Below are 20,833 nucleotides of genomic sequence, written 5' to 3' on the forward strand. Positions count from 1 at the left end.
GTCTACCTCTTTTTCTCTTGATTTATATATTTATATGTATTTTTTTGCACGTTCTTCCAAGTCACGTAATAATTTGATTTCTATTGAATCAATCAGGGCAATTAAACTGGCATCGATAACGTCCGTCGATACCCCTACCGTTGACCACATGGTTTGTCCATCTGAAGATGTTATCAAAACTCTAACTTTGGCCGCCGTTGCATCCTTTGAGTCTAGGACCCTTACCTTATAGTCTGTTAACTGAACTTTTTTCAAATTCGGATAAAATGACTCCAATGCAATTCTTAAAGCCTTATCTAAGGCATTAACCGGTCCATCACCTTCTGCAGCACTAATTTTCATCTCACCTTCTACCGCCACTTTTACAATAGCATATGCACTAAAGTTTTCATCAGCCGAAGGTTTTTCTCCCATAATCTTAAAATACTTCAATTCAAAAAACGGCTTGTATTTTCCAAGTTCCTTACGAATAATCAGTTCGAAAGTACTCTCTGCCCCTTCAAATTGATAGCCTTCATGCTCCAGTTCCTTTAATCTTTGCATTAAATCCGAAGTTTCCGGTGAATCTTTTGCGATATCCGGAACAATCTTTTGCACTTTTTTTAGCAATAGACTACGTCCAGCGACTTCGCTCATCAAAAATCGACGCGTATTTCCAATCACTTCAGGCGATAGGTGTTCAAAACTATTCGCATTTTTATTAATGCCGTCAATATGCATACCGCCTTTATGTGTAAAGGCATTTTTCCCAACAAAGCCCATACTCGGATTAAGGATAATGTTCGCTGTCTCAGCAATATAACGCGCAACAGACGTCAGATTTTCTATATTTTCTTCTGGTACACATGTATACCCTTGTTTTACCTGCAAATTTCCAATGACTGTTGATAGATTTGCATTCCCACATCGTTCACCAAAGCCGATGAAAGTCCCTTGAACTTGCGTCGCACCTGCTTCGACAGCCATGATTGAATTGGCAACTGCCGTTCCACAGTCATCATGACAGTGAATGCCTACATTCACATCGATTTTTGATACAACGTCTCGTGTAATCTTTTGAATGTCTAAGGGTGATGTACCTCCATTCGTATCACATAAAACAATACTTTCAACTCCCGATTTAGCCGCTGTAACGAGTGTTAATAGCGCATATTCTTTGTTGCTTTTATATCCATCAAAAAAATGTTCTGCATCAAACACAACTTTTTTTCCCTGTTCATTCATGTAGATAATCGTATCTTCAATCATTTTTAGGTTTTCGTCCAAAGTTGTATTAATAATATCGGACACATGAAAATCCCAAGCCTTACCAAATATAGCTACATATTCAGTTTCTGCTTCTAATAAGGATTGAATATTTCTATCCTCTTCCACCTTAATATTTTTCCTTCGGGTACTTCCAAAAGCAACAAGCTTGGCTTGTTTTAACTGGATATTTTTCATTTCAGCAAAAAATTCTAAATCCTTGGGATTTGACCCAGGGTTACCCGCTTCAATAAACGGAACACCAAATTCATCAAGGGCCTTGACAATACCTATTTTATCTAATACGGAAAAAGATATTCCTTCACCTTGTGCTCCATCACGCAATGTTGAATCATATATCTCTATATATTTTCCCACTCTGATCAACTCCTTATTTTTTTACAAAAGGATACCACATTGTATTATGGTATCCTTTTTAAAAAGAATGATTGTTTACTTCATCCAACTCATCATTTTACGTAATTCGGCACCAACTTGTTCAACTTGCATTTCTGATTCCATACGTCGTCTTGCCTTTAACGAAGGCTTACCTGCTTTATTTTCAAGAATCCAGCGATTTGCAAAGGTTCCATCTTGAATTTCTGAAAGTACTTTTTTCATTTCTTTTTTAGTATCTTCTGTAATAATACGTTTTCCAATAGAATAATCTCCAAATTCTGCTGTATCTGAAATTGAATAACGCATAAAGCTTAAGCCACCTTGAACAACAAGATCAATAATTAGCTTCATCTCATGAACACACTCAAAGTAAGCACTTTCTGGTTGGTATCCTGCTTCAACCAACGTCTCAAATCCGGCTTTCATTAATTCAGAAACTCCACCACATAGTACAGCTTGCTCTCCAAAAAGGTCTGTCTCTGTTTCTTCCTTAAATGTTGTCTCCAATATACCCGCTCGGGCTCCACCGATTCCAGCCGCATAAGCTAAAGCTTTAGCTTGGGCATTACCTGATGCATCTTGATGTACTGCGATTAAGCAAGGAACACCTTTTCCTTCTTCATATTGATATCTTACTGTATGTCCAGGTCCTTTGGGAGCTACCATAAACACATCAACATCAGTTGGAGGTACAATTTGATTAAAATGAATATTAAATCCATGTGCAAACACCAAAGAGTTACCTGCTTCAAGGTTTGGAGCAATGCTTTCTTTGTAAACTTCGGCTTGTGTTTCGTCTGGTAATAAAACCATGACAATATCTGCTTGCTTTGCTGCGTCAGCAGCTACGGCAACACTTAATCCATCTTTTTGTGCAATCGCCCATGATTTACTTCCTTCATATAATCCAACGACAACATTAACACCTGAATCCTTTAAGTTTCTTGCATGTGCATGTCCTTGAGAGCCGTAACCAATAATTGCTACTGTCTTTCCGCTTAATAAGTCTAAATTACAATCACTTTCATAAAACATTTTTGCCATTCTTTTATCCTCCGTTAATCTTTTTTTTGCTTATAATTCTTCTTTTATATCTGCATTGCCTTTTTGTAATGCGATAATTCCGGTACGAGTCATTTCTTTAATATTAAAAGGCTCGACCATCTTTAAGAACGTATCAATTTCATCTTTTTCACCTGTAATCTCTACCGTCAATGCTTCTGTTGCCACATCAACAATTGTAGCATCAAACAAATCAATAATGCCTACCACTTCAATACGTGTATCACTGGATGCTTCAATCTTAACCAAAGCTAATTCACTACATACCGCAAGATTTTGTGGAAGTTCTTTTATGTATAAAACATCATGGAGTTTATCCAACTGCTTTATAATCTGATCAATAATTTGATCGTCTCCCCTTGCTACAATGGTCATCCTTGACATTTCAGGATGTTCGGTTTCTCCAACAGATAGGCTGTCAATATTATAACCTCTTCGACTAAATAAACCAACGACACGACTTAACACACCAGAATGATTGCTCACTAATACCGATAATACATGTCTATGCATAGTTTCCTCCTTCTACGGTCTCCCGTTATATAATATCTCCATTACATTATACACGATAATGCCACCATTTGTATTAATATTTCGCCAATTGCAGTGCCGTTTTAGCAACAGATTATTCACGACACAAGCTAGGATACACTTACTTTTGTTAAAACAAACGCCCCTACAGAAAACTACTGTAGGGGCGAAATAACCGCGTTACCACCCTATTTGTCATTAAAAAATGACCACTCTTTCAGATTCAAACAAATCCTAGTCTTTAACGGGACATACCGTATTTGCCTAATAACCTTCAGCAAATCTGCTCAAGAGTGATTCTCAACTATCATAATATCATCTTACACCATCCGATGACTCTCTTAAATTAGCGGATATATGATTATCTCTTTCAACGCATTTCATATAAAAAATTGTTAGATACATTGTAGCAATGTTGTTATGGCTTGTCAACCTTTAAAAGACAATATTTCAGCATATTTCACCGAACAAATATAATTATTATATATGTAACGCATAACTTAAAGTTATGCCAAGGTTTTTATTCATTTATTTCGCTTTTGACTTTAATCAGCCCATGGCTATCGACATATACGTCAATGATTTGTTCAACCTCTTCAAACGTCTGTTTAATGGCACCTGCATCATACAAAAATACTTCTTGTCCTTTATAGGCTTCAATCTCTTGTTCTATCTGATTTAAAGATATTTCTTTGGTTAATGCTTTATCCGTATAAATTTTATCTTCATAGACAAAAAATTCGAGATTAAGCGCTTCTTCTGCCTCTTGTTCTATCGCTTCAGATTCTTCATCTTGTGCTTGTTCTTGAGAATCCTGGGATTCGATCTGTCCACTTGAGTCTTGATTGCCTACATTGCCTTCGCCCCAATCTGTGGAGTTCCAACCAAATCCCAGCAAACTTAAGATGGCAACCACCATCGCAATACTTGCCCCTTTTAGCCCTAACTTTTTCTTTTTGTTTTCGTCTTTATTTTTCATGTCATTCTCCTTTTTAATAATGTATATATTGCATCTTATGTACTTGAACCGATTGCTCATTTTGCTCTATTTCACGAAATACATTCCAAACCAGATTAAAAGCATAATTATAGGTTCCACCTTTATCTTCCAGCGAAAGCAGCACATATTTAGATTGTTCTTGGTTGTCTGCAATCATTGTTTCAATAAATGTATATATGTCTTGACGCGCTTGTTCTAACGCCGATGGATTATTACGAATGCTCAATGGTAAAAAAATATGTGTTGACTCATCATTCATTATAATTTCATGATTTTTTTCTTTATCTATCCAAACATCAATCACAAGAAATTGTTGTGCCACAAAGTCAAGTTGCTCTAAGCGTTTAGCCGGATCATCACTTTCAATAATCTGGGCAATCTGTGCATTGATCATCTCTTGCTTATTGATAAGGTAATCTAACTGCCTTTGTTCTTGATACAAACTATCTTCTAGTACCTGGATTTCATTTTGAGCTTCTTGTTTTTCCATGCTCATCGTAACTAAAAGACCAAATAATAAGATTAAAACCACATCGAGCAGCGATGTCAAATCAACAATTTTTTCTCTATTTGTCAGTTTGGTCATCTACATACCCCTCTCCATACGCCATGTCAATACGCTCATATAGCAGTTGTAAGTTTTCTTGGTTTTGATAAAACACAGGTGCCAACATACCATCAATGGCTTTAAAGATAATAGCAAAGACCAATCCCCAAAATGTCGATGTTAAAGCAAGGGTAAAATTACTCATAACCACTGTACTTTCCAGCCCAATCATTCGAAGCAGCCCAATAATAGTCCCTAAAATTCCTAAAAGTGGAAAAACACTATTAATTGTCCCAAACAAATGAAAATACATCACTTCTTTTTCCCTTAACTCTTGCAATTCATGAATATTAACCCGAGTATTTTTTGCGGATTGGATACCAGCAATCAAAAGTTGGATGGGTAGATAGACCGTACCTTGGCATTTTTTTCGCAAAGCATTAGAATATTTTCTAAGTCTAGGAATAATAAACACTCCATTAAATACCGCTAACAAAATTATGATCATATCATATCCAAATATATTACGTAGAATATTATTAAACATTGTGTGCTCCTTAACCTGACGTCGATTTGAGTTTGACATTTTTTAACTGTAGCCGCCCACTTGGCTCCAGTTCCAGCGTTGCTATCTTTTCTTCTTTCGTTTGAGGTTGTATAAACTCAAACGATTCAATTTTTTGTTCTTTTAATAAATGTTCTACCATAGCTTCCGTCAACACCCCATAAGGTTCTAAGGCATTTTTCCATAATGTGAATTTGCACCCATCAAGAAAACGACTACAATAATAGGCTTTGGAATTCACTGTTATTTTTCCTTCACCACATACCGGACAAGTTCCATAAACCTTTCCTTTAATTTTGTAATTGCTTTTACGTTTTTGGTCATCTTCAAAGGTCACTAAATGCTTTGATTTTTCAGCACTTTTCACCAAATACGCAACAAAACGGTTAATGCTCGCCATAAACGGTTCTACCGGCAGCTTATCTTGGCTGATTTTTGTCAAACCTCTTTCCCACTTTCCTGTCATTTCAGGACTTTTTAATTCATCCGGAATTATTTGAATTAATTTGATGCCTTTTTCCGTTGGGTATAAGGATTTTCCTTTACGGTAAATGTATTTTACACTAATAAGACGCTCAATAATCCCCGCACGTGTTGCAGGGGTACCAAAACCCGCTTCTTTGAGCTGCTCCTTTAAGTCTTCTTCTTCAACAAAGCGTCCTGCATTTTCCATTGCACTTAATAGTGTTGCTTCTGTATATGGCTTTGGAGGCGATGTCTGTTTTGACTGTACTTGTGTCTCATCAACATGCACAACGTCTTTCTTCTTTAGGTTTGGAAGCGTCTCTTCATCTTGGTCCGACATTTTTTGATAAAGTTTTTTCCACCCCAAATCACTAATAATTTTACCTTTGGATACAAAGGTTTCATCACAAACATTCACCATGATTTTTGTCGTCTTAAATTTGTAGTCTCCATAAAAAACTGCAATAAACCGTTTAACAATTAACTGATAAATATTTTTTTCTTGAGGTGACAAAGATATATTTTCCGGATTTTTATTCGTTGGAATAATGGCATGGTGATCGGTTATCTTACTGTTATTAATAATACGCTTTGTGAATTTCAATTGCAGTTTTGCGCCATTCATCAACGGTGCTATGGCTTTAGAGTAGGGCATCACATTAATTGTATACATCGTTTTGATAACCGTATCTTTCATATCATCACTTAAGAATCGACTGTCCGTACGTGGGTAAGTGATGAGTTTGCGTTTTTCATAAAGATTTTGTGCATATTCAAGCACTTGTGTTGCTGTATATCCATATTGTCGATTCCCATCACGCTGTAATTCTGTTAAATCATATAAAAAAGGTGGTTTTTGATTATTATTCTTCTTTTCTATTTCAATAACGTACCCATCTTGCCCTTTAACTTTTTCTGCAATTTCTTGAGCTTCTTTTAGGGAATCAATTTTAGTATCGGAGATTTGATCTTTATACCAGATGCCTTTAAACTCTCCATAATCTACAACCACTTCATAATAATCTCGCGGTTTAAAGTTCTCAATTTCATGATATCGATTAACGACAAGCGCCAGCGTCGGTGTCTGTACTCGTCCAATGCTAAGCAACGTATTATTGAGCGTTGTGTAAGCGCGTGTTGCATTAATCCCAACAAGCCAATCAGATTCTGATCGACATTTTGCCGATAAATACAAACGGTTATATTCTTTTCCGTCCTTTAAATGTTCAAAGCCTTCTTTTATAGCTTCATCTGTCATAGAACTAATCCATAATCTCGAAAACGGCTTTGTGGATTGAACATAATCATATATGTATCGAAAAATCAGTTCGCCTTCTCTTCCACTATCTGTCGCACAAATTAAGCTATCGACATCTTTTCGGTCACATAATTTTTGAATAATCGATAGTTGCTTCTTGGTTTGTGGATATGGTTTGATTTTGATAGATTCCGGGATAATGGGAAGCGACTGGTAAGACCAGCGCTTTAGACTCGCATCATAATCTTGAGGCTCATAGAGCGTCACTAAATGCCCCACGGCCCAAGTAATTACGTAGTCTTCTCCCTCCATATATCCATCTTTTCGCATTCGAATATTTAAAACTTTTGCAATATCTCTTGCTACCGAAGGCTTTTCTGTAATAATGAGTTTCTTCACTTTTTGGCTCCTAACATGTTGATTTGTTTACCTATTTCACTAAATACCGTTGGAATGACCCCTAGTCCCATAGCAATTAATAATTGTTCAAACGAAAGCGCTACAGTTGAGAAAATTGTTGAAACCCCTGGAAGATAGATAACGCCAAGTAACATAATCACTGCACCGGTAACTGATAGGTTTAGATAGCGATTTGAAAATACACGCATCGTCCATAACGGTTTATGCTCGCTTCGCGCAGAATATGCTCTAAGCATTTCACCGATTATAAGTGTTACAAAACAAAAAGTTCGTGCTAATGCTTCAGCGCTTGCTGCATCTGCAATAGAGTTTAGACCTATCCTAAAAGAAATAAGCGTTGCAGTCATTAAACCTATACTTTGAATAGCAATAGATACTTGCATCGTTCTGTTAACAATCGGCTCGTCTTTATCTCGAGGTTTTTGGTCCATGATCCCTTCTCCGCCTTCTTCAAGACCCAAGGCAAATGCCGGGAATGAATCCGTCACCAAATTGACCCATAGCAACTGAATCGGCAGTAAAGGTACCGGCCATTTCAAGAGGATGGCAATAAAGATAATTAATATCTCGCCTATATTACAGGACAATAAAAATCCGACAAACTTTCGTATATTACTGTATATAATTCGCCCTTCTTCAACGGCATCTACAATACTTGCAAAGTTATCATCAGTTAAAATCATGTCGGCTGCTTCTTTAGATACATCCGTTCCGGTAATCCCCATAGCCACACCAATATCTGCTTGCTTAAGCGCAGGGGCATCATTAACACCATCACCGGTCATCGACACGACTTCTCCTGAAGCTCGAAGTGCTTTTACAATACGTACTTTATGCTCTGGAGAAACACGTGCAAAAATATTCGTGTTCTTCACAGCTTCTTGAAGTTCTTCATCTGTATATTTGTTGATTGTAGCGCCTTCCATCGCTTGGCTATCATCATCAATAACACCGATCTGACGCCCGATGGCACTTGCCGTTATAATATGATCGCCAGTAATCATAACCACACGAATTCCCGCTTTTTTACACAGCTTAATGGCATCTTTAACCTCTTCCCTAGGTGGGTCAATCATACCACTTAATCCTGCAAATATGAGCTCTTGCTCCTCATCTTCTAATTTTGCAGTCTCCGATACTGGTTTATACGCATAGCCTAAAACCCGTAATGCTTGCTGAGCATATTGCTTGTTGATTGCTAAAAGTTCATTACGTTTTTCATCGGTTAACTCAATGATTTCATTGTTGTGAAGAATTTTTGTTGACCGTTTAAGAATGACATCCGGAGCCCCTTTGGTAAACATCAGATGTTCTTTGTCAAATTTATGTAATGTTGACATCAGCTTACGATCTGAATCAAATGGGTATTCTTTTAATCTTGGATGAAGTTGATTCATCTGCTGATAAGAGATGCCACCTTTTTCTCCAAGAACCAATAGTGCCCCTTCCGTTGGATCGCCTACTACATCACCTTCATCAAAATCTGCATCATTACAAAGTGCTGCAATATGTAGCAATTGTTTTATCTGTTCTTTTGCATCATGTCCTGATGCACTTTTAATCTCTCCATCAAAAGAATAACCAGTTCCCGTCACTTCAAATTCTTCATAACCGTTGTAAACTTTTTGTACGGTCATTTTATTTTGTGTTAATGTCCCAGTTTTATCTGTACAAATTGTGGATGTACTTCCTAGGGTTTCTACTGCACTTAATTGCTTAACAATGGCATGACGCTTAATCATACGTTGCATCCCCATAGCTAGAACAACCGTAACTACTGCCGGAAGCCCCTCTGGAATTGCCGCAACTGCTAAACTTACCGCAATCATAAAGATTTCAAAAAGATCTTCGCCACGAAGGATGCCTAAGGCAAAAATCACGGCTGAAACTACAATACAAATAACCCCTAAATATTTTCCAAACTGAGCTAATTTATTTTGCAAAGGCGTCTGGGTATCTTCTGTCTCATCAAGCATCGTTGCTATTTGGCCAATCTCTGTATGCATGCCGGTTCCAATAACAACAGCTTTTCCACGCCCATAGGTTACGATAGTACTCATATAGCCACTATTGATTCGATCTCCAAGCGCTGCTTCTTCATCCACTATGGCATCTGCATCTTTTTCAACGGCTACCGACTCTCCTGTTAATGCAGATTCATCGACTTTTAAATTTACACTTTCAACCAATCGAACATCCGCCGGTATATAGTCCCCCGCCTCTAAAACAACCAAATCTCCCGGAACCAAGTCTTTTGAAGATATACTCATAATATGATGATCACGAATAACCTTTGCTTTTGGCGCTGCCATATTCTTAAGTGCTGCAAGCGCATTGCTTGCTTTATTTTCCTGATACGTTCCTAAAACTGCATTAAGAACAACAATTCCTAAAATAACGACGCCTTCAAATGCGTCACCTAATAAAATCGAAATAATTGCCGCAATGATTAATATTAAAATCATAAAATCCTTAAATTGATCTACTATCATTGCAAAGAGTGATTTTTTTGCTTTACTTTGCAATGCATTTTCTCCATAACGCTCTTTTCGTTTTTGAATTTCTTCTCTCTTTAACCCCTGTTCAAGGTCTGTATCAAAATCCGCAACGACCTCTTGTATTGATTTATTATGTTTATTCTCTTTCACATTATGCCTCCCTATCTATTTTCCTATGCAGCTTACGACATAGGCACTTTGCTTTTTATTATATCATATTTACTTGAATTTACTATACCATTATGATAAAGTCATATCGAAAACTTAAAATGAAAAGGACAGAAGAACTATGCAAAACATGACTTCAAATGAATTTGTTACACCGACTTATATGAATGGATTAAAAGCAGGTTTTCCAATTGCTTTGGGATACCTGGTTGTTTCATTTACTTTTGGCATGACAGCCTGTTTAAACGGATTTACTCTGTACGAAGCCGTCTTCATGAGTATGACAAATGTGACATCTGCAGGGCAATTTGCAGGAATGAACCTTTTAATTTCCGGCACCAAATACGTCGAACTACTCTTAACCGTCAGCATCATTAATATTCGCTATTTATTAATGTCCACTGCCCTGTCTCAAAAGATCTCAAGAACCATGCCACTTTATCAAAAATTTATTCTTGCGTTTGGTGTTACAGACGAGACATTTACCGTCGCATCCGTTGAGGTCGAAACCATTACCTTCCCATACTTTATGGGTCTGGTCACTTTACCATATCTTGGATGGTCTGGTGGAACATTTTTTGGTTCTTTGATGGATACTTTTTTAAATCCTGATATGCAACATGCTGCTGCTATTGCACTATATTGCATGTTCATTGCACTGGTATTACCTCCCATGAAGCATCATAAAAATATACGTCATGTTGTTTTTGCAACAATGCTTATTCGTCTAACGATGTTGCTCTTGCCTGTTGTCAATCAGTTATCATCTGGATATGCCATTATTTTATCCGCATGTATCGGCGCCTTTTACGGTGCGTATCTTGAGCATAAAACATCTACGGAGGTAAACGCATGAAACCTATATATGGAATTATATTAATGGCACTAACAACCTATATTATACGTGTAAGTCCTTTTGTTCTCTTTAGAAAAAAGATTGAATCTCCCTTTATCCAATCTTTTCTCTTTTATATTCCCTATGCAATTTTAACCGCGATGACCATTCCGGATATTTTCTACTCTACACATTTTGTACCTGCCGCTGTTGCAGGCACACTTGTCGCTTTACTATTAGGATGGTTTGAAAAAAGTCTCATCACCGTATCTATGTCAGCTGTCGCAATCGCTTATATTGTTATTACCCTATTTAATTAGAGAAAGGAAGACAAATAATGAATCCTGTTCAACAAAAATATCAAAATCAAGCCAAAACAATTATTGAGGCACTTCAAAAAAGAAATATGAACGGATACTATTTTGAAACTTCTCAAGAGGCTATCTTGTTTATCCAAAATTTTATCAAGCCAACTTCCACTGTAAGTTGGGGTGGCTCCATGACATTACACGAATCCGGGATTATTGATGCTGTAAAAACGATGGACCTGGTTTGTCTTGACCGAGATATGGCTGACACTGTACAAGCACGTCACCAAATTGCTCAAAAAGCTTTAAGTGCCAATTACTATTTAACCAGTACAAATGCTATCACTCTAGACGGCAAACTCGTTAATATTGATGGTAACGGAAATCGCGTTGCCGCCCTTATCTTTGGTCCTGATAACGTTATCGTTGTTGCCGGTATGAATAAAGTTAGTCTCGATGAAACCGATGCACTTAGCCGTGTCAAAAATATTGCGGCGCCTGCAAATACTGTGCGTCTTAATCAAAACACGCCTTGTTCACATACCGGAAAGTGCCACAATTGTCTTGTTGATGATTGTATCTGTTCACATACCGTCATTACAAGACGCTGTAACCGCGCAAACAGAATACACGTTCTTTTGGTTGGTGAAGTGCTAGGCTATTAGCGCCTAGCCATGCCTTTTGACTTCAAATCTAAACAAAGCATAGTGACCTTCGTTAATTCCAGCTTTTTGCTTTGCAATATGAATCTGTTCTTTAACTGAATCAATACCTTCAAGGTTAGGAAGCAACAATCCACGTTTACGCCCTTGTTCAACAATAACACCATATCGACTTACATCAAGTTTATTCACATCGTCAATGGCTTCGATCGGCATAAGGACATCTACCTTAATCTCCAAGTCAGCTAACTCACTCTTAACGACAGGATTAAACCTTGGATCTGATGCACACGCACTAATTCCATTATAAATAATCTCTTCAATAACATTATCTTGCGTCGGCTGAATCGTTCCAATACATCCCCTTAATTGACCATATTTATGAATCGAGACAAATACACCTGCTTTGTTTTTACTTTCTTTTGATATAAACTCTGCCGGAAAAGCTTCAGGTTCAAACGTATATTTTCTACCGGTTTGAACATAGTGTTCTATACTTTTTTTTGCCAGTTTAACATAAGCATCGGCTCTTTTATCGTCTTGAGCACTCCCTCCTGATTCTAAATACCCTGTTAAATAACCAACGCCAAAGGGTCCTTCATAACTTATTATTTTTGATATATCTATAACCTTTGACATAATTCCAAATCCGATAAGATAAGGTCTTAACCCGCACTGAGCTGCATTTTCGATAAAATCCGAGCTTAACTCCAACAAAGGATTGACATTTTTTTCAATGATTGCCTTTTGCACAAGGTGATCAAATACTTGACCATCCGGGTGATATGCATAAGGACCACTATCTTTTAATGCATGGGATAAATCGCCACTAATTACAATAAGTATTTCTTGATTGGTCTCTCGCATGTAATCATCAATGACGTTTCCAATGCACTGACCAATGTGATAATTATCCGTTAACGGCGTAAATCCAGGTGTTAAATGTACAATGTTATATGCATCATACTCTTGATCAATAAAATACATAGGTACTAAAACCCCATGATCTAAACCTGTTCGTATATTATAGGTTTGAGCTAATTCTTTTGTCATCAATACTGTGTTAATGTGCTCTTGTTGTAACACTTCAACAATTTTTTTGGTAAGCGACTGTTCCACAGTTTTTTGGAACGTCATGTGTTCATGACCAAATTGATAAAAAGATCCTTCAAAGACATCACCATCAAGGATGCATGTAGCATCTGAAAACGCATTGCCATGGGGTGAAACAAAGATAATGGTATCGGGTTGAATCTCTCGAATCTTCTTTGCTAATTTTTCCATTCCCTGAATCGTTTCCTTTGCGCCTCGCGCTTCATCTCCTCCGATTTCTTTAATGATAATCGGTGGATGCGGCATAAAAACAACGGTTTTTTTCAACAAATTCACCTCACATTTCCTAAGCTTACATAACTAAAATATTTTTTTGCCACTTCTTTTATTTTTAGCATTAATGCAATGTCTGTTGCCGGTTCATTATAATGATATCTTGGGAAATATCGACTTACATGTAATTCAATATCCCCCACACGTTGATGGATTTGCTCAAAAAGTTTATCAAGCTGTTCAATATCATCGTTAAGCTTTGGAACGATAAGACAGGTAAGTTCAACATGAATCCCATATCCCTTTGCCAATTCAATCGTTTTTAATACAGGCGCCAAGCGTCCAGCACAAATACGTTGATATTGCTTATCATCATATGTTTTGATATCAATATTCATTGCATCAAGCAGTGGAGCCAATTGAATAAACGGCTCAGGGTTAATAAATCCATTGGTCACCATAACATTACGGATTCCATGTTCTTTCGCACATTTGGCTGTTTCTATCATCCATTCGTAAAAGACTGTCGGTTCATTATATGTATAGGCAATACTTTTAAGGTCGTGGTCCATTGCACTATTAACAATATCTTCAGGTTTTATATATTGCTTTGGTATATTAAATTCTCTAGATATGTCGCAATTTTGACAAAACTCGCACTCCATGTTGCACCCATAGCTTCCTACAGAGAGAATCTCGCTCCCAGGAAAAAAATGATGCAACGGCTTCTTTTCAATAGGATCAATGGCAATTGCACTTAGCTTTCCATAATTTAAACTATAAAGCTTTCCTTCAATATTTTTTCTAACTAAGCATCGCCCTGTATGCCCTTGTTTAAGTACACAATAATGTGGACACAATTGACACTGTAATTGTTGATTCTTCATTGTCGTATAATACATTGCTTCTCGCATTTTTGCTCCTTACTTTTTTCTTCGCAAACAAATTGTCCTAACGCTCAAACCCTATTCTAACTTTATTATAGCACTCTGTGTTAGCACTGTCATAATTTTAATAGTTTTTTAATTGAAGCCTCGGCTTTTTTAGCGTACAATGTAACATAACTACTTTAGGAGGGATACTTTATGAACGATAATACATTAACAATACAAGGACTAAATGCTTTTTTATCCAAAGTTTTTATGTGGATGTTTTTTGGTCTGATGCTAACCGCACTGACCTCTTTAACTGTTGCTTCTTCACCTTTACTTCTTAGTTTGATTTTTTCAAACAGACTCATCTTTTTTGGGCTACTCATTGGTGAATTTGCTCTAGTTATTGTTTTATCAAAAAACGCATTAAAATATAGTTATGGAAAAACCGTCGGATTATTTTTATTTTACTCATTCCTTAATGGTTTAACCCTATCTTCCATATTGCTTCTATATACTGGACAAAGTATTGCAACCGCATTTATGATTGCAAGTGTCGTATTTGGAGTAATGGCTCTATATGGTTATGTCACCAAAACAGATTTGACACCATTTCGCTCATTTTTAATGGTTGGTGTTATTGGAATTATTGTGCTGACTGTAATTAATATCTTTTTAGGTAATGGAACATTATTTTATTTGATTAATTTAGCCGGTGTTGTCATCTTTGCCGGTCTAACTGCATATGATTTACAAAAAATGAAGTCCTTATATGCATACAGCGTCAACAACACTCAAGTTGCTTCTGGTAATATTGCTGTAACCGGTGCACTGACACTATATTTAGATTTCATCAACTTGTTCTTATTTATCTTACGCCTGTCCGGCAAGCAAAGATAGCTTATTATTAAGCTTCTTTATATATATATTTCATTATACCCCTTTTAAAGCCATATAACTTGTTATATGGCTTTAAATTATTTTCGTATATTGTTTTCGTCGAAAAAAACCTTTATACTATTAATAAAGGGGGATGTATCTATGAACATATCAAAAAAATTATCGTTTATTTTTATCTTTATTTTTCCATTCGTTTTTTCGTTCTCAACGGGTGTCTGCGCCCAAGCTGAGCTTGTCCAACTATCGAACGGAGAATCCATGTCGTCTCAGGACCTTTTTTCACTGGCTGTTGCACTAGAAAAAAAATATCCCACTCTTATATATGTTGATATTATCGGCTATTCTGTCGATCAAAAGCCTCTCTATTCCATCATCATGACCGCAGATGTTGATACACTTCGTCGCCAAAAAGATTTTAACATATTACGTCAACACTACTTTGTCGAAGCCGGAACCCATGCCCGCGAAACTGTAAATCCTCTCATTGTCATGAAGCAAATTGAAGACTACGCTATTGATTACCATCAGGAAAACCATATTCAAGAATTTTCCCTTTCGCAAATGCTTGAAGAGGTCGCTATCCATTTTTTACCATTAACAAATCCTGATGGTTTTGACCTGGTAAAGTTTGGTGAAGCATCAGTTCAGACCCAACATGGACGCAAACTATTATTATCGGTTGGCGATGACCACTACACCAACTTCAAATCCGGTATCTCTGGAGTGGACCATAATAGAAACTATCCCCAACACTACTTTGACATGGATGAAAATATCTGGAAAAACATTTGGCAATTAAATATAAGCAATTTACATGCAACGTCGCCATCTGCAGAATTTTATCCCGGACCGCACCCCGCATCCGAACCCGAAGTCAAAACTGTTATGAACTATATCTTGCGTTATGATTTTCGCAACTATATAAGTTTTCACTCAAGAGGCAATGTTCTCTATTGGAATAAATACTTTGCCCCCGATTACTACAATCAGCGAAGTAAAACATTAGCTCAAACCATTCAAATCGCAAATGGCTATGAACTCATGGATGAAGATAACGGATTAGGCAGCGGCTATTTGAGTGATTTTACGTCAAGCGAAACACTAAAGCCACTGATTACTGTCGAAACACTCCCTATCTCTACCGATTTACCAACACAAGCGCATCTCTACCCAACTGCCTATGAAGCTAATCGTCTTGTCCCATTGTATGCCATTAGCGAAGGACAAAAAACAGGGTACTTCCCCTATCGATTATATGTGGATGATGTCTATGTCCGTGACTTTGAAAATCTAACTTACGCTAACGCCATCGCGCAAAAATATAATGGTAAAATTGTTGAAGGCGATGCTACACCTTCCATGTTTTTAAATAAAAAGAAAAGAACTCATAGTATCTATGAGTTCTTGATAAAACACTTACCATTAATATGACCAAGCCGATAAGCCGAGTTCTGTCGTGAACGATCATCTATCTAGCCCTATTGTCACCAATAGGATCAAGCGACCAACCAAGAACACAGCGGGCAGCTGTTAACTTTCGTTTGTTCTTTACGGTCTTGCTCCAAGTGGGGTTTACATTTGCCCTGTTTGTTACCAAACAAGCGGTGAGCTCTTACCTCGCCTTTCCACCCTTACCTTACGGCGGTTTATTTCTGTTGCACTATCCTTAGAGTCGCCTCCACCAGACGTTATCTGGCACCCTGCCCTATGGAGCTCGGACTTTCCTCACCTTGCGGCGCGATCGTCTAGCTTAGTCATAATGTAGTTTTTTATTAATTGGTGAGCCGCTTATAAAAAGACGGCTCGTTTATTATATATACAATTGCTAATATAATCAAGTACAAAATAAATGGAAATGGAATTAAATAGGATAACGACTCTTGGAAAAAAAGTCCGTCACGCATCATAAATACAAGAATACTATTTGCAAGTACTATCATACATACACCAATGATTTTACTTCGCCTCTTATAATTAAGCCAACGCCACTGTCGAAGAAACAGCACTATGGATAACACTACCGTAACCGCAAACAATGCCATCCATCCATTTTGTATTGCAACACAATAAAGATGTATTAAAAGCACCACTTCATACGTAAAATTCCAATATCGACTTTGTCCCAATGTCGTATAATTCAAACTATTTTGAACTAAGATTAGAAATACATATATAAAAGCAAAAACAGGTAATCCCTTGGAAAGCCCTATGGAATTCCACAAAATATTAATCATTAGCCAATTCAGTGCAAACCCGATGTATTGATTCATCGCTTTTTTTGACTGATTGACTTTTTTATGTAAATTCAATGAGATCAAATTGTGCGTATTATTTTCCTGATAAAGAATGTATACCACCATAAGAAGAACGATGAGGAGTGTTTGCCAATCATCCGTCTTCTCATAAAGCCCCATTCCCCATAAAACGTTGACTCCAATATATAAAAAAGTGAATCCAAATGTAACACCCAGCGCCACTTGATGCATAAACTGTAGGCGGTTTTTCATCCGTTGCCTTGTTACTGCAAATCGATAAAAAATCCACCAAATAGTGGTTTGGTGACTCACAAGAGCCACTGCTCCAAAAATAAACAAGAGCAAACCCATATCCTTTAATGCCAGCACATGCAACAATAGATAGATGATTAAACTTGACACTGAAATAACAATTCCCAATAGAGAAAGTTTATTTTTTAATAGCATATTCTCTCTTCTTTCTGTGCTTTATTTTAATAGTCCCATTTTGTTGAGCGGCCAGAAGCGAAACATTACACGTCCTTCAATCTTTTCGATAGGAACACTTCCAAAATCTCGACTGTCTAAGCTTACTGTTCTATTATCCCCTAATACAAAATAATGATCTTCTTCAACCAGCAAAGGATAATCCAAACTTTTTGCATTTGTAGGTACAGATAAATATTCCTCTTCCAGACGTTGTCCATTCACAAATACATAGCCATCTTCTATATTGATTTCGTCGCCTGGCAGCCCGATAACCCGTTTAACTAAGCGTAAATGTCCGTCTTTTTGGCGAATTTTTGACAGCATATCTTCATATAATCGTTTAATTCTTGCTGGAATTGTATTTTTGACTTCAAGCTCGTCAATAAACACAATAATATCCCCACGCTTTGGCTCGCCAAAACTATACGACAAACGCTCAACAACGAGTTGATCATTTTCCATGAGTGTCGTCTCCATGGATGATTGTCTAACTTCCGATAAACTAAACACAAACACATTAAGAAAGTTTGTAATTAGCAATGCAATAATGATAATTTTTACATATTCCAATACTTCTGCCATTATTTTTTTCATTTTATACCTCATTTTATAATCATCGCATCTCCAAAGCTGAAGAAACGATATTTTTCATGTATAGCTTCTTGATATGCCTTTAAGACATAGTCTTTTCCGGCAAGTGCAGAGACCAACATGATTAGTGTTGATTCCGGCAAGTGAAAATTGGTGATGAGACCGTCGATGATTTTAAATGTATACCCCGGATATATAAAAATATCCGTCCACATTGATCTTGCTTCTATCCGTCCATGTTCATCGCTTAAGGACTCCAAAGTTCGAAGACTTGTTGTCCCCACCGCAAATACTTTCTTTCCATTTTCCTTAGTCGAATTAATCACTTGAGCGTCTTCTTCTTTAATATAGCAATATTCAGAGTGCATTTCATGGTCTAGGATATTATCCACTTTGACCGGACGAAATGTTCCCAAACCAACATGCAGTGTCACATACGCAATATGCACACCTTTTTGTTTAATTGCATCCAAATATTCATTAGTAAAATGCAAGCCTGCCGTAGGTGCTGCTGCCGAACCGGTATGCTTTGAAAAAACTGTTTGATAGCGCTCTTGATCATCGAGCTCTTTTTTTATGTAGGGTGGCAAGGGCATCGTTCCCAATCGATCTAGAACTTCCTCAAAGATGCCTTCGAACTCAAATTTGACAATACGGTTACCGCCAGGAGCCACCTCTTGGACAACCGCCTTTAGCATACCACCACCAAAAGTTATCCGTGCACCAACCTTTGCCTTTTTTCCTGGTTTTACGAGCACTTCCCATTCATTATTATTTTTTCTATTTAATAATAAAAACTCGACTTTACCTCCCGTATCTGCCTTTTCTCCAATAAGCCTTGCCGGAAGTACACGCGTATTGTTAAGAACCAAACAATCGCCTTCATTTAAATAATCTATTAAATCCCGAAACTTCTTATGTTCAATTGTCTTTTTTTCTTGGTCAAGAACCATCAGTCTAGATGCCGTTCGCTCCTTCAAAGGCTCTTGAGCAATCAAGTGCTCCGGCAAGTCAAAATAAAATTCGTTTACGTTCATATGTTACTCCTTTCAGCAAACTTTATTGTACCACTTTTCAGAAAAAGTTTCTACACTGAAAGTATAAAATACTATACAATTCAATTATTTTCATGTAAACTATAGTATATAAATTAATATTCGTTCTCTATTAACCGGTTTTAAGAAAATAAGGAGTGATTAATATGTATACTCTTTCTCATCTGATTTCTAATAACAAACTGGATCTTGGCGCCCTATACGAAATCATGAAATCTGCCCACTACAGTTTTGGGATTTCAATAAGCTTGTTCAATCAACAAAAAAAGCAATTGAAGACTTATGGCACAGGGCACGAGCTGTTCGCCCAATATTCAGATATATATACTGAATATATGACCTATATGGATCAAAACCTTCCCCTTTCAACCACTCCTATTTTATTTAAATCAAGTTATGGCGTACATTACTTAAGCTTTCCTCTAATACATAACAATAATTTTTATGGTTTCATTGCACTGGGTCCATTTTTAGAATCTACATTGTCCGAACATCAGCTTAATCAAATCATACAATCTAAGGACTTAGCCCTAAGCGAGCGCCATCGTTTCAAAGGCATTTTTTCCAAAATTCCAACCCTCTCAAAAACCCATCTATTTCATATAGAAAAGACATTCATTACACTTCTTGAATCTAACCACTCCCCAAAGACCTCAACAGTAAAACCCGACAGCGAAAACACTGACCAAGCACGTATGACACCTATGCTTGATACACATTCCAAAGATACTTTGTCAAACTTTTTGAATTTTGACTTTGAATTATTGTTTTTGGACAAAGTAGGCAACGGCGACGTCGAACAGGTTTTTGCATTGTATTATGAACACCTTCGCCCTGCTTTTTCTGATTATTCAACAACAGGATTTATAGATAACCAGTTTAACGCGATCATCCTTAACACATTACTTTCCAGAAAGGTAATTCAGTCAAGTGTGGACGCCGATTATGCCATTGAGTTATCTCACCAGTTTATTGAGGCTATTAAATCATCTAAAACCTCCCAAGAATTAATGACGGTGGTAGAAGATATGATTAGCAAGTATACAAACAGCGTCTTACATATTGATTCAATTAATCATGTGGGCGTCATAAAAAAAGCTTCAAAATATGTGCATAATCATCTTTCAGAGGCTATTCGTTTACAAGAAGTTGCTGACTATATCGGTTTATCGCCAAATTACTTTTCTTCTTTATTTAAAAAAGAAATGAACCTTGCCTTTGCCGATTATGTAAATCATATACGTATTAAAGAAAGCCAATACTTATTAAAAACAACCGATCAATCTATTTTAGATATTGCTTTAGCTGTTGGATTTAATAATCAAAACTATTTTACAACCATCTTTAAAAAAGTTACAGGAATTACACCAAAGCAATATCGTATCAAAACATAATAAAGAGCA

Annotated in this window: 19 protein-coding genes, 1 other RNA gene and 1 other annotated feature; of the genes, 6 read left to right on the forward strand and 14 right to left on the reverse strand. The window is 36.9% G+C overall.

Annotation, left to right across the window (positions count from 1 at the left end; translation table 11 throughout):
* Positions 1-30: 30 nt before the first annotated feature.
* From cimA to QBE53_09725, 8 genes are all read right to left on the reverse strand, one after another.
* Positions 31-1,623 (reverse strand): citramalate synthase, encoded by a 1,593-nt coding sequence (cimA, locus tag QBE53_09690; protein WZL80077.1) that lies wholly within the window; start codon positions 1,621-1,623, stop codon positions 31-33.
* A 75-nt stretch (positions 1,624-1,698) separates the two neighbouring features.
* Entirely contained in the window at positions 1,699-2,688 is a 990-nt protein-coding gene (ilvC, locus tag QBE53_09695) for a ketol-acid reductoisomerase (protein ID WZL80078.1), read from the reverse strand.
* Positions 2,689-2,718: 30 nt separating this feature from the next.
* A complete protein-coding gene (gene ilvN, locus QBE53_09700; protein ID WZL80079.1) occupies positions 2,719-3,219 on the reverse strand; it encodes an acetolactate synthase small subunit in 501 nt (166 codons plus the stop codon).
* A 177-nt stretch (positions 3,220-3,396) separates the two neighbouring features.
* Positions 3,397-3,620, reverse strand: a binding site (T-box leader).
* 137 nt (positions 3,621-3,757) lie between these two features.
* The gene (locus QBE53_09705) at positions 3,758-4,216 is read right to left on the reverse strand and encodes a hypothetical protein (protein WZL80080.1); all 459 of its coding nucleotides are present in this window, start codon (positions 4,214-4,216) and stop codon (positions 3,758-3,760) included.
* A gap of 13 nt (positions 4,217-4,229) precedes the next feature.
* Entirely contained in the window at positions 4,230-4,823 is a 594-nt protein-coding gene (locus QBE53_09710) for a hypothetical protein (protein WZL80081.1), read from the reverse strand.
* Complete coding sequence (locus tag QBE53_09715; protein WZL80082.1) at positions 4,804-5,331, reverse strand: MotA/TolQ/ExbB proton channel family protein; 528 nt, start codon at positions 5,329-5,331, stop codon at positions 4,804-4,806. The genes QBE53_09710 and QBE53_09715 overlap by 20 nt, the downstream gene beginning before the upstream one ends.
* A gap of 10 nt (positions 5,332-5,341) precedes the next feature.
* Positions 5,342-7,471 carry a DNA topoisomerase III gene (locus QBE53_09720; protein WZL80083.1) on the reverse strand — a complete coding sequence of 710 codons (2,130 nt, stop codon included), beginning with the start codon at positions 7,469-7,471 and terminating at the stop codon, positions 5,342-5,344.
* Entirely contained in the window at positions 7,468-10,140 is a 2,673-nt protein-coding gene (locus QBE53_09725) for a calcium-translocating P-type ATPase, SERCA-type (GenBank protein WZL80084.1), read from the reverse strand. Before QBE53_09725 ends, QBE53_09720 begins: the two co-directional genes overlap by 4 nt.
* A 139-nt stretch (positions 10,141-10,279) precedes the next feature.
* On the opposite strand from QBE53_09725, the gene QBE53_09730 reads away from it, so the two are divergent.
* From QBE53_09730 to QBE53_09740, 3 genes are read left to right on the forward strand one after another with little or no spacing between them, the layout of a single operon-like run.
* On the forward strand, positions 10,280-11,014 hold the full coding sequence (locus QBE53_09730; GenBank protein ID WZL80085.1) for an AzlC family ABC transporter permease: 735 nt from the start codon (positions 10,280-10,282) through the stop codon (positions 11,012-11,014).
* Positions 11,011-11,313, forward strand: coding sequence for an AzlD domain-containing protein (locus QBE53_09735; GenBank protein WZL80086.1), 303 nt, complete (start codon positions 11,011-11,013; stop codon positions 11,311-11,313). Before QBE53_09730 ends, QBE53_09735 begins: the two co-directional genes overlap by 4 nt.
* A gap of 17 nt (positions 11,314-11,330) precedes the next feature.
* Positions 11,331-11,966, forward strand: a complete 636-nt coding sequence (locus tag QBE53_09740; GenBank protein ID WZL80087.1) for a lactate utilization protein — start codon at positions 11,331-11,333, stop codon at positions 11,964-11,966.
* 3 nt (positions 11,967-11,969) lie between these two features.
* On the opposite strand, the gene amrA is transcribed toward QBE53_09740, so the two are convergent.
* Entirely contained in the window at positions 11,970-13,343 is a 1,374-nt protein-coding gene (amrA, locus tag QBE53_09745) for an AmmeMemoRadiSam system protein A (GenBank protein ID WZL80088.1), read from the reverse strand.
* 5 nt (positions 13,344-13,348) lie between these two features.
* A complete protein-coding gene (gene amrS, locus QBE53_09750; protein ID WZL80089.1) occupies positions 13,349-14,203 on the reverse strand; it encodes an AmmeMemoRadiSam system radical SAM enzyme in 855 nt (284 codons plus the stop codon).
* Between the two features lie 171 nt (positions 14,204-14,374).
* On the opposite strand from amrS, the gene QBE53_09755 reads away from it, so the two are divergent.
* Together QBE53_09755 and QBE53_09760 are read left to right on the forward strand one after the other, a co-directional pair.
* Positions 14,375-15,061, forward strand: coding sequence for a Bax inhibitor-1/YccA family protein (locus QBE53_09755; protein WZL80090.1), 687 nt, complete (start codon positions 14,375-14,377; stop codon positions 15,059-15,061).
* 141 nt (positions 15,062-15,202) lie between these two features.
* The gene (locus tag QBE53_09760) at positions 15,203-16,492 is read left to right on the forward strand and encodes a M14 family zinc carboxypeptidase (GenBank protein ID WZL80091.1); all 1,290 of its coding nucleotides are present in this window, start codon (positions 15,203-15,205) and stop codon (positions 16,490-16,492) included.
* Here the strand turns inward: QBE53_09760 and rnpB are convergent.
* The 4 genes from rnpB to queA all read right to left on the reverse strand — a co-directional run bounded on the left by rnpB (position 16,486) and on the right by queA (position 19,412).
* An RNA gene (gene rnpB, locus QBE53_09765) (RNase P RNA component class A) lies at positions 16,486-16,818 on the reverse strand. The two genes, QBE53_09760 and rnpB, sit on opposite strands and share 7 nt — an antisense overlap.
* A 15-nt stretch (positions 16,819-16,833) precedes the next feature.
* A complete protein-coding gene (locus QBE53_09770; GenBank protein ID WZL80092.1) occupies positions 16,834-17,763 on the reverse strand; it encodes a hypothetical protein in 930 nt (309 codons plus the stop codon).
* A 21-nt stretch (positions 17,764-17,784) separates the two neighbouring features.
* Positions 17,785-18,378, reverse strand: coding sequence for a signal peptidase I (gene lepB / locus QBE53_09775; protein ID WZL80093.1), 594 nt, complete (start codon positions 18,376-18,378; stop codon positions 17,785-17,787).
* 8 nt (positions 18,379-18,386) lie between these two features.
* Entirely contained in the window at positions 18,387-19,412 is a 1,026-nt protein-coding gene (queA, locus tag QBE53_09780; GenBank protein ID WZL80094.1) for a tRNA preQ1(34) S-adenosylmethionine ribosyltransferase-isomerase QueA, read from the reverse strand.
* A gap of 164 nt (positions 19,413-19,576) precedes the next feature.
* Between queA and QBE53_09785 the strand changes: the two genes are divergently transcribed.
* Entirely contained in the window at positions 19,577-20,824 is a 1,248-nt protein-coding gene (locus QBE53_09785) for an AraC family transcriptional regulator (GenBank protein WZL80095.1), read from the forward strand.
* The last annotated feature ends 9 nt before the right edge of the window (positions 20,825-20,833 follow it).

The organism is Vallitaleaceae bacterium 9-2 (assembly GCA_038396585.1).
Lineage (GTDB): Bacteria > Bacillota > Clostridia > Lachnospirales > Vallitaleaceae > UBA1351.